Annotated in this window: 10 protein-coding genes and 1 riboswitch; of the genes, 4 read left to right on the top strand and 6 right to left on the bottom strand. The window is 59.4% G+C overall.

What is annotated here, in order from left to right:
* Positions 1–592: 592 nt before the first annotated feature.
* Positions 593–1,339: a hypothetical protein gene (locus VB144_12785; protein MEA4884505.1), complete on the top strand. Its 747-nt coding sequence runs from the start codon at positions 593–595 to the stop codon at positions 1,337–1,339.
* 75 nt (positions 1,340–1,414) lie between these two features.
* Here the strand turns inward: VB144_12785 and VB144_12790 are convergent, their stop codons facing one another.
* The 3 genes from VB144_12790 to yedE are packed head-to-tail and all read right to left on the bottom strand — an operon-like array spanning position 1,415 to position 3,093.
* On the bottom strand, positions 1,415–1,726 hold the full coding sequence (locus VB144_12790) for a DUF3343 domain-containing protein (GenBank protein MEA4884506.1): 312 nt from the start codon (positions 1,724–1,726) through the stop codon (positions 1,415–1,417).
* Positions 1,692–1,985, bottom strand: coding sequence for a sulfurtransferase TusA family protein (locus tag VB144_12795; protein ID MEA4884507.1), 294 nt, complete (start codon positions 1,983–1,985; stop codon positions 1,692–1,694). The genes VB144_12790 and VB144_12795 overlap by 35 nt, the downstream gene beginning before the upstream one ends.
* Positions 1,975–3,093 (bottom strand): YedE family putative selenium transporter, encoded by a 1,119-nt coding sequence (yedE, locus tag VB144_12800; protein MEA4884508.1) that lies wholly within the window; start codon positions 3,091–3,093, stop codon positions 1,975–1,977. The genes VB144_12795 and yedE overlap by 11 nt, the downstream gene beginning before the upstream one ends.
* 262 nt (positions 3,094–3,355) lie before the next feature.
* Between yedE and VB144_12805 the strand changes: the two genes are divergently transcribed.
* Both VB144_12805 and VB144_12810 read left to right on the top strand, forming a co-directional pair.
* Positions 3,356–4,288, top strand: coding sequence for a selenium metabolism-associated LysR family transcriptional regulator (locus VB144_12805; GenBank protein MEA4884509.1), 933 nt, complete (start codon positions 3,356–3,358; stop codon positions 4,286–4,288).
* The gene (locus tag VB144_12810) at positions 4,260–5,420 is read left to right on the top strand and encodes an aminotransferase class V-fold PLP-dependent enzyme (protein MEA4884510.1); all 1,161 of its coding nucleotides are present in this window, start codon (positions 4,260–4,262) and stop codon (positions 5,418–5,420) included. Before VB144_12805 ends, VB144_12810 begins: the two co-directional genes overlap by 29 nt.
* On the opposite strand, the gene VB144_12815 is transcribed toward VB144_12810, so the two are convergent.
* From VB144_12815 to VB144_12825, 3 genes are all read right to left on the bottom strand, one after another.
* On the bottom strand, positions 5,359–6,027 hold the full coding sequence (locus VB144_12815; protein ID MEA4884511.1) for a 4Fe-4S single cluster domain-containing protein: 669 nt from the start codon (positions 6,025–6,027) through the stop codon (positions 5,359–5,361). The two genes, VB144_12810 and VB144_12815, sit on opposite strands and share 62 nt — an antisense overlap.
* Positions 6,028–6,109: 82 nt before the next feature.
* A complete protein-coding gene (nrdD, locus tag VB144_12820; protein ID MEA4884512.1) occupies positions 6,110–7,816 on the bottom strand; it encodes an anaerobic ribonucleoside-triphosphate reductase in 1,707 nt (568 codons plus the stop codon).
* A gap of 138 nt (positions 7,817–7,954) precedes the next feature.
* A riboswitch (cobalamin riboswitch) is annotated at positions 7,955–8,183 on the bottom strand.
* 206 nt (positions 8,184–8,389) lie between these two features.
* A complete protein-coding gene (locus VB144_12825) occupies positions 8,390–9,610 on the bottom strand; it encodes a serine hydrolase domain-containing protein (protein MEA4884513.1) in 1,221 nt (406 codons plus the stop codon).
* Positions 9,611–9,857: 247 nt separating this feature from the next.
* Here VB144_12825 and VB144_12830 point away from each other — a divergent pair, with 247 nt between their 5' ends.
* Positions 9,858–10,460, top strand: coding sequence for a GNAT family N-acetyltransferase (locus VB144_12830; GenBank protein ID MEA4884514.1), 603 nt, complete (start codon positions 9,858–9,860; stop codon positions 10,458–10,460).
* Positions 10,461–10,796: the final 336 nt, after the last annotated feature.

The raw sequence follows: 10,796 nt of genomic DNA on the forward strand, positions 1-10,796 counted from the left end.
ATATGCCGTGACGCGCTGGGCGGGGCGGGCGGGTGCGGGCGCGGGTGCGGGTGGTCCCGGAGTGTCCATCCCCTGGACACTGGTTCTCCAACCAGCCGCCTTCCGATGGCCGATTCCCGTCCATCCCCCCACCGCCACGACGGCCGATATCAGATACGCCGATGGGAACGGCCTCGAGTGGTACAGGGCAGCACCGGCGCATCAACGATAAGACCAGCTAGATGCAGGAGCTGATGGTCGGCTTGACGGCTCAATGCCAACCTGTAAGCGCCTGGCTTGTCGTGGTGTTTCTCCTCGTGCAGACAGCTAGGCCAGACAGCTGGGGTGGTCAGAAGCAGTCCATCTATGGGTTAAGGCTGCGCATTTCCGGTTCAGTGGTTGGACTGAAACGATCCAGCCCGCAACGTTGAGCGAAGTCGGTGAATGTGGGTGAACCCGAGGCAAGCGGAAATCGCCCAAAAGGGCTATGGAACATAATGGCATAAGTGTAGTACAGTGTATCTCGTAGGCGCCGCGCAGCCAGGCTACGTCTCCGCTCTCCCTCATCGTGATGTCGTGCGGCGCCCAACAATACATGGCGGGAGTGTCCCCAATGGTAATCCCTGCACTCGGCTCAACCATTACGTACTCGGACTTCGCCTTAGACCGACACCTCGGCTCCACTGCCAAGGAAGTGTACCTCCTTATAGCCTTCACGAGACCCACCTCCATATCCGAGCTCAGCAGGAATTCCGGAATGAGCCGGGGGACCATTAGGCAAGCATGCGAGATCTTGCTAGAGAGTGGGTGGCTGGTCCAGACGGCCAGTGGTGCGAAGGGAGCAGTGTACGCTGCAACCATCCCACGGTCTGTGCAGAAAGTGCTGGCCAGGCAGATAGAGGCCGACAGGTGGGCAGCCGCATACGCAGGCGAACACCTGATGCGTCTGTGGCTCGACTGGCTGGTAGATTCCCGTGAATTCCTTGACAACGCCAGGCCGCGATTCCTCGTGAACCCGTCGACCGGCAGGCCGCTGGAGGTAGACCGTCTCTATCACGTTGGCGTGGGTTTCGAATTCCAGGGGTGGCAGCATTTCGCCAAGACAGAACTGTACCCGGATGACGAAAGACTCGCACACCGCCAGACACTTGACCTGGTCAAGGCCGGGCAGTGTGCGAGGCATGGGATCCAACTGGTGGAGGTGGTTGAGACCGATCTCTCACTCCAAGGTATGGTGGCCAAGGTCCCCCCACCCCTCACGCTGAGGTACTACGAAGCGAACAGCCCCATAATGCAGGCACTATCGAACCTCAGCGAAAACTACGCATCGAATTCCAGGAGGCTGCGAGGCGGCAGCTAGAAGCACCACGATGCTAGCCCCCTCGCATCGCGGCGCCACCGCTCACCTACCCCCCTCGCATCGCGGCGCCACCGCTCACCTACCCGACACCTGCCCCTCCAGAAGCAGTTCAGGCCGCTTGCCCATGGCGAGCATGTAAATCCCCTCGAAGTCGATTCTGTTCTCATCGAGGGATGCCTGAAGCTCGCCGAGGGCCATCCCCTTGACCTCCGCGGCTAGGCCGCAGCTGGAGCTGATCCGCCTCGGAACTGGAACGAGGTGCAAGTCAATTCCGCACGGCTTGAGAAGAGCCTCCGATTTGAGCGCCTGGTGCACAGATGGAAAGGTCACCACAAGCCCTCTGCCGCTTGGATTACCTGCGGGATTGCTTGTCGATGTGAATGACATAACAATTCTCCTCAGTGTCGTTCACGTCAACTATACACCCTTCGTGCCTGGCAAAACGCATCACGTTCTCCTTGGCAACCACATTATCCACTAGCACATCGAGCCTCCCCGATTCGATGTTGCCTAATGCGTTCCTGGTAAGCACCACTGGCTGAGGGCAGGAGAGGCCTCTGGCGTCAATCGTCTGCGCCACTCCGTGCCCGCTCGCTCCGGCGCCATTCCCTGAGGCCATCATTGCATCGTCCTGTTTACGCTGCATCTGCTGCTCCCTCCTCCCGGTTGGCTCGCTTCGCCCCTGCTCGTTTTGCCCGTGCATCGGCCTTGGATGGCACGCTCACGCAGCCTATCAGCGCCATGGCGGCAAGGCCAATCACAACTCCAATCTTGCCATTTAGTGGCGCCCCGGCAGCCGATGCCGCAGTTCCGAAGTTGTGGGCGAATGCCCCGCCCATGAGCATCCCAAGCAGCGTCACGCCAGCATCGGCATCACCCTCGCCAGCAAGAACGCACTGGCGAAGCGGGCACCCGCCGAGAAGCACAGCGGCCAAACCAACCAGAGACATGCCCAGGAAGTTCCACAGTCCATCTGTGTGGGCAATTGGCTGCCCCGCGAATCCGAGCTTGAACCCGCCCGTAAGTAGGTTTAGAGCAAGCGCCACAACGAATATGCCCACGAACCCGCGGAACAGGTGCGCATCGTGGATCAGGAAGAGATCCCTTATGCCCCCGGCCATGCACAAACGCGCACGCTGTGCCAGCGCTCCCACGATGAGCCCGGCAGCGAGGGATGCGAGTATGGGTGCATGAGCCGAACCAGGTCCTTTGGCGCTGAAGTATATGAAAGCCGGCGCCGTAGCCACGGCAATCAGCAGTCCAACTGATAGCACAGGCATCACGGCCCCGTTAGCAAGCGTAGCACTTCCGCTCCTGCCCAGGCTGAAGCCACGGCGCAGGAAGGCGATTCCGGCTAGTATCCCAGCGGAGAAGCCAAGAAGGCCAACCAGCGCGTTCAGGTCGCCAGCGGCAAGGCGCAGCACCATGCGCAGCGGACACCCAAGGAACACGAGCGCCCCAATCATCAGGAAGAAGCCCATGACGAATCTGAGCAGGGGCGAGGCGCCGCCGCGGGCTTTGAACTCCCTAGTCGCAAGAGCGACTATCATTGATCCAAGTATGAACCCTGGTGCCTCAGGCCTGATGTACTGCACTGCCTCAGCTCTGTGGAGCCCGAGCCCTCCCGCGATGTCACGAATAAAGCAGGCGACACATATTCCCATGTTGGCCGGGTTTCCTAGCTTAACAAGGCCGACGGAAAGCCCTCCGATCACCGCTCCGGCTGCGATTACGGTCCATCTGTTGTCGCGCATCTGACCTCGAACCCCTTCCAGTGGCCGTAGGCTGGCCCGGACCTGATTGATGCCGGAGCCATGGCCGTTAGTTCATGCCTTCACATATGGCGCTGCAAAGCCTCACCTGAAACGCCGTCTACGACCTGCATTATACTGTCAAGCAGCGCTGTTGATCAAATACGAATCATTAATGTTTGATATGGATCCCATAACCTGCGTGCATACCTAATTGACGTGCACCCTTCAGAGATGGGATACTGGTGACATGGAGGTGTTCGCGGTGGACCTCAGGCAGCTCACCATATTCATGAGCGTGGCGAATCACGGCTCTTTCACTGAAGCCGCCAGGGCGCTTTTCATCTCCCAGCCGACCATCAGTGTCCAGATAGCCTCCCTTGAGAGAGAGCTTGGGGTGGCCATCGTGCAGCGGCAGAGCCGCGGGGTTGCTCTTACCCCAGCCGGTCAGATCCTGAAACGATACGCCGCTGACATGCTGATGCTGCGCGACCAGGCAATCTCAGCCGTGGACCAGTATAGATGCGAGATATGTGGGAACGTGAAGGTGACCGCAAGCACCGTTCCGGCGGATTACGTACTGCCCCGTCTGGTCTCACTATTCCTTCAGATTCACCCCAAAGTCATGATCGCTCTATCTCGAGCTCCCTCACAGGAAGTGTGGAAAAGGGTGCTGAATTACGAGGCTGAACTCGGCGTCGTCGGCACACTAGGCCCCGATTCCGACATTGATCACACCGCCATAATGGAAGATGAGATCGTCCTTATCGCCCAGGCTACAGGCAAGTATTCTGACTGGGATCCCACGATGAGCCTCGATCGCATTATCGCAGAACCGATGGTGTGCCGCGGCGCCGGGTCAGGCACGCAGAAAACGTTCGAAGACGCCCTGCGAAGAGCGAACGTTGACCCTGAAACATTGAACATCCGCGCCCGTCTGGAAAGCCCCGAGGCCATCAGGGAAACGGTGGCCCGTGGAACCGGCCTTGCAGTCATGTCGCAACTGGCAGTAGCACGCGATGTGGCCTCTGGATCCTTGAGGGAAATAAGGATCAGAGGCCTTGATCTCAGGCGCAGCTTCTATATGATCACACACCGCAAGAAGGTGTTGTCCCCCGCAGTGGATGAGTTCCGACGTTTCACAATTGGGCAGCTTGGAGGCAGCCAGGATGAACCGAACCATAGCTTACTTGGATAACGCAGCAACATCAAATCCGAAACCTCCCGCGGTATGGCAGGCCATGCAGCACTATATGACCAATGTGTGTGCTAGCCCTGGGCGGGGCGGGTACAGCCTGAGCCTCGACGCGGGCAGGATTGAGTATCATGCCCGGGAAGGCATTCAGGCGCTTTTTCACGCCCCCTCAGAGGAACAGGTAGTGTTCACCCTGAACGTCACCCACGCCCTGAACTGCGCAATGCGCGGCCTTCTCTCCGCGGGCGATCACGTGTTGACCAGCAGTATGGAGCATAACTCGGTGATCCGTCCGCTCCGGCTAATGCAGGAGCGTGTGGGCATAGATGTGACTGTCGTAGGCTGCGACAGCCGTGGCCTGCTGGACCCGGACGACATGCGCAAGGCCCTTCGCCCCAATACGAAGATGATCATCCTCACCCATGCTTCTAACGTGGCGGGCAGCATACTGCCAATCGAGGCTGTAAGCGGGATAGCTCACGATGCCAATGCCTACTTCGTTGTCGACACCGCGCAAACAGCCGGGTTCCTAGATATCGACTTCGCGCAACTGAACCCGGACGTTCTGGCATTCACCGGGCACAAGTCATTATTGGGCCCGCCTGGGACAGGCGGGTTCATCGTCAACACGAAGACCGCAGAACGGTTCGCGCCGATGGTCGCCGGAGGCACTGGGAGCAAGTCTGATGACGAGCATCAGCCGAGTTTCCTACCGGACAAGTTCGAAGCTGGGACCCCCAACACGGTGGGAATCGCCGGCCTGGCGGCAGGAGTGGCATTCGTTATGGAGACAGGCATCAAAACCATCCGCGCCCATGAGATGAGCCTTGCAGGGCAGTTCATTGATGGAGTCAAGGCGATTCCGAAAATAAGGGTGTATGGCCCGGAGGACATGGCAAGAAGAGTCGCGACGGTATCGATCACCATGGCCGATCTCGATTTGGCAGAGATAGCCTATAGGCTCGACGTGGAGTATGGGATCATGGTCCGCTCCGGCCTGCACTGCTCGCCACTGGCGCACAAGACCATCGGCACATTCCCCGAGGGCGCCCTGAGGTTCAGCTTCGGCTGGTTCAACACGAAGGCGGACGTTGCCCGAGCCGTGGACGCCCTGAGCAGGCTGGCGGCGGCGTAGGCGCTCCATGGGAGCGCGGGCGCCACAGCACTGGACGCCCAGTCCGCATAGATGCCTGGGCATCGAGTATTCGCTGGTTGCATGACCCTCGCCAGGCAAGCCCGGGGTCACGCAAGGCCTCCACGTATGGACCGTCGATTAGGATATCCGTTGCCAGCAGCAGTCCGCTTACGTCCGCGTCATCGATGGCGGAGAGCGCCTCCCACGTGTAACCGGTGTAGACCACCACTGGCGCCTCCGTTGAAGCCACAGTTGAAGCCACAGCTGAAGCCGCAGCTGAAGCCACAGCTGAAGCCACACCATAGTCTCTAGAACCACACTGCGCTGCGTTAATAGGAAGTACGCGGCGAACCAAACTCGCGAGGATCTCGAATGCCCGGGCCTGGGCGAACGGCTCCCCTCCACTGATGGTGATGCCTGAAAGCATCGGATTCGCCGTCAGGCTCTCCAGGATATCGTCAAGGGAAACGTCATCGCCCCCACGGAAATCCCACGTCCCAGGGTTGTGGCAGCCCGCGCAATGATGAGGGCAGCCCTGCGCAAAGACCACCAGTCGTACACCTGGACCATCTACTACACTCTCGCCAATCAACCCCGCAAGCCGCACATGGCCGTTCGCGTTCGCGAGCACAAGGCGCTCGCCACTCCCACTCGCTTCATCCAGCCCGAAGGGCCTGGCGTTCATTCCTTCACCACTCATGGGACTCTCTGTCGGCGAGTTCCGCTCGCTTCGCATCGTTGAACCGATCCACCGTAGAGAGGTATCCGGTTATGCGCCTTATGCGGCTGATATCGGCCGATTGGCACACCGGACATGCTGCGCCAATGATGCCCGAGTGGCCGCATGCACGGCATTCATCGATAGGAAAGTTGATCCCGCCATAACCCATGTCGGCTGCAGCCATGGCCCGCACGATGGACTCCACAGCGTCGACGTTGTGTATGGGCGGCGAATCGAGCTCAACGTAGCTTATGTGCCCGGCGTTCGTGAGCTTGTGATACCTTCCCTCCAAGGCAATCTTGTTCCAGATTGTCGTGTGGAGCCCGACGGGAAGATGGAAGCTATTGGTGTAGTAGGCCTTGTCAGTTACACCCTGCATTAGCCCGAATCTATCCCGGTCCATGGTGACGAATCTTCCCGATAGACCCTCGGCAGGAGTGGCGAGAAGAGTGAAATTCAGGTCATATGATTCCGCATATTGGTCGATACGCCTGCGCATGAACGATACGATGTCGTAGCCCAGCGAATCATGGACACTTCGGTCCGCGCATGGGCCTATCAGCGCCGTCAGGGTCTCCGCAAGCCCGATGAACCCGATTGACAGTGTCCCGTGGACAATGACCTCCCCGATCTCGTCATTTCCTCCTAGCGACTCCGAGCCCATGTAGATACCCTGTCCCATTAGGAAAGGCATCTCTTTCACGTGAAGCCGCGATTGCACTGAATACCGATGAAGCAACTGCCTGGCGCACATGTCCATCACATCGCCTAGCAGCGCTAAGAACCGGTCACGGTCACCACAAGCTCTGATAGCGAGTCGCGGAAGGTTCACAGTGGTGAAGGAGAGATTCCCTCTGCCGGTGCTCACCTCGGGTCCCCGTCGGTTCGCCATCACTCTGGTGCGACAGCCCATGTAGGCTGCTTCGGAACCATAGGGGGCGTTGAAGGACGAATCCATGAAACTGAAGGTCGGGTTCATACGTCTCGCAGCAACGCGACACGCAAGCCGAAAGAGATCGTAGTTGGGGTCGCCTGGGTCGCGGTTTACTCCCGCTTTCACCTTAAAGATGATGTTTGGGAAAACCGGCGTCTCCCCCCTGCCCAGTCCTGCTTCATATGCCTCCAGAAGGCGCCTGCTGGCAAGCCTGCCGCCTTCAGATGTATCACATCCGAGGTTGATACTTGAAAATGGAACCTGTGCTCCTGCTCTACTGTGCATTGCATTGAGGTTGAAAACCAAGCCCTCCATGGCCTGGTACACCTCATCCTCGCCAAAGCCCTCCATGAATGGAGCGATGTCCGCATCGAACTGCGCGTAGGACTGACCTCCGTGCATGTCATTCTGGCAGCTCTGCATTATGATAGCTGCTAGGGCTGCCGCTGATGCGGGCCGCTTCGGAGGGCGAACGCAGCCGTGCCCGGTGTTGAACCCCTGGGATAGAAGACGCCCGAGGGGTATCTGCACACAGGTGAGGGTCTTGCCGTAGAAGTCCAGGTCGTGGATGTGAATGTCGCCAGCTACATGCGCACGGGCGATGTCGGCAGGGATGACCCGGCTAAGGTAGTAGGCTCTGCTCGCCGCAGAGCCAATCTGGAGCATCTTGGCTGACGGAGAATTGCCTACGTTCGCATTCTCCCTGCTCGTCTCGGACAGGGTCGCAGCAATACCATCCATGAGTTGTGTCCACGAGTCCTGGAATTGCGGCGCGGTTCTCGGGCGAAACAATGAGCGCCGGGATCCCCCGGCGCGATCAAAGCGGCCCATGCCACGGCATGCAGTGCCCATATCGGCGCCTCCCTTTCTCCTCGAAGGTGGCTTCCACCAGTACCGGGCAGGTCTCCTGGCTCCCAGATCATCGCCGCGCTGCGTCTTCCCCCTTCTAGAGCAGGAGTGACATGTGCAGTGCATCACAGCTATCTGGTTACAGTGGCGGGACCGCGGGCTTTGCAGGCTGGCCTTCGCCATGCCCTGCTGCCTCTTCCCTATTCTCTCCCACGCTCGCCTGCGCGCGCGCAAGAGCACCCGGTTTGGTTCACCTGTTCAATTGCGGCAAGAACAGCATGTGGCTGTTCTCGACAGGCTAACTATACCACATGATCTGCTCATGTAACAGATCATCCGTGAGATCCGCGAAATCGGCAAGGTCGGCGGCGAGGTTCGCCATCGGGATTGTCGGCGCATCAGGGGTCAGCGCATCAGGGGTCAGCGCATCAAAGGTCAGCGCATCAAAGGTCAGCGCGTCAGGGGTTAGCGCACTGCAGAGAATACCGCATTCAGGAACAGACGGCGCACCCTCCCGATCTGCTCATTCGACCTTGTGAACTGCAGTCTGTTCGTGAGGAGCACGATCACGAGACCGTTCTCGGGGTCAATCCACAGGCCGGTTCCGGTAAACCCAGTGTGGCCGAAACAGCTCAGCGGTGCAAAATCGCCGAACGACGTATCCCGGGACGGCAGTTGCCAGCCCAGTCCGCGGTCGTCATCACCGAGTCCTGCAGTTTGACTCCTCCTAGCCATCCTCACAGTAGCATGGCTCAGTATGGGTCTGCCATTGTACACCCCTCCGTCGAGCCACATCTGCCCGAACTTGAGTAGATCCTCAGCGGTAGAGAAGACCCCTGCGTTTCCCGATACCCCTCCGAGCCACGCGGCGTTCTCATCGTGAACCACGCCACACGCGATGTCGCCTGCGAGATGGCGCGAAAACCACTCCTCCTCACTCCAGCGCTTGGCTATCCCGTGCACAGCCATAAGATCGCGGCCCCGCTCGGCCGTGCTCCTTGGCTCGGTGGGAATCAGCCGCCCCCGAACGCGATCAGGCAGGGGCGCGCTCAGTGGAAGGTAGGACGTGTCGCGCATTTCGAGAGGTTCGAATACACTCTCATTCACGAAACGATCCAGAGGGTAACCAGTTGTCACCTGGATGAGCCTGCCAAGTATGATGAACCCTGCACAGCTGTACTGCACATGCGATCCCGGAGCCCAGGCAAGAGGGGCGCGCCCTATGACTGTCACAGGGTCCTCGTCTGGCGCGCCAGCCATGAACAGCACTGTCGATTCGGCGAAACCCGCAGTGTGGGTCAGAAGGTTCCACACCCGTGCCTGCCCGAGCGGAACTGTCCGGAGCTGCGGGAAGAAGAGATCAAGAGTATCATCCCCCGACAGCTCGCCCTGCTCCATAAGCATGAGAGCCGCCATGGTGGTTGCGACAGGCTTGGTGAGAGAGGCCACATCGAAAAGGCTATCCCACTGCATGGGAGCGCCTGCGCAAACCGAGAGCGGTGAGGCCGGGTCCGACTCTGTGGACCCGATTCTGCCAGCGCCAGCCACCTGCTTCAGGATTATCTCACCATCCTTCGCCACGGCAGCCACGGCGCCTGGGTACGCATTCCTGAGCGGATCGCTCCCGCACCACCTCTCCACAACGTTCGCCGCCCCGTACATGCCTGGGTCGCAGATTAGGTTCATGACCAATACCTCACAATTCCGGCGCCTCCACAGCGGCCTAGCATCGTCGAAAGCATCTGGAGAGCGGAAGCCACATGCAATGGTGTATCCTGCCGCGGCGGTGAACACTATCCGCCTCCGCCCATCATTCTCCACCCGTTATTCCTTCGCCTCTGAGGGCGATACCCCCTTCTCCCACGCCGCTCCATCGTGTAAGCTTAATGGAAGTGCCATCACAGCTCATTGGGTGGGCGCGGAAGGAGAACCCATGGACGTCAGCACTGTAAGCAGCAGGAACCACGAGCAAGCCGATTGGGAACCTCAAGATGGAGCCAGGATTCCGACTGGACTTGGATGGCTCTACATTGTCCGAGCAGGTGAAGACGATGTGGATGGGGCCTTCGATATCATGGTGGATACCATGAAGTGGGTATGCTCAATTGGAGTTCCCCAGCCCGAATGGCTCTTCACTGAGGAGGGCCGAGCACACATACGAAAGGCCGTAACATATCGCGAGTTCTACCTTGCGTTTTGCGGCAGCGAGCCTGTAGCCAGCCTGTGGATCAGCCCGGCAGACCCTCCTAACTGGGGCGAGAGCATTGGAAACGATGGCCTCGCAGGCTACATCCACGGATTCGGCGTGAAGCGCGCGTTCGCAGGCAACGGCATCGGCCGAGCTCTGCTCGACTGGGCAAGCGCCCGCATTGCTGAACTGGGGCGGAAGTATGTGAGGCTCGACTGTGACGGTGAGAACCCCGGAATCTGCAGATACTACGAGAGCCTTGGATTCCGCGAACGCGGATCCGTTCCGAATCGTGGCAGCTTCAACAGGCTTTTCGAGAGAGCGACCAAGCGCGTTTCGCAGGTGTAGGCCTGCGAAACCGTCATTCTGGAGGCGGATTCCCAGCGAATGTGGCGCCGGGGCGCACCCGCTCCATTCCAGGAACGCCGCCACGGATCACTTCCTACCAGCCTGGCGCTGCGATCCTCGGGGCGTGCCCGTGAGGCGTGCCCGTGAGGCGCCCGGCGCCGGCGAAATCGACGAGTTTCTCAATAATGAGCGTGGACCCGCCTCGAACACCTCAGTTTTGAGCAATTGATGGCGGTGCGATGCTCATAAATGAGAATTCGATATTGCCTCGCGAATCCGCTGTGGCCGGTGTCTGCCCTATGTGTCGGAACTTGCCCACGCTGTAGATGTCGAAGT

Source organism: Clostridia bacterium, from assembly GCA_034926675.1.
Classification (GTDB): domain Bacteria; phylum Bacillota; class DTU025; order DTU025; family DTU025; genus JAYFQW01.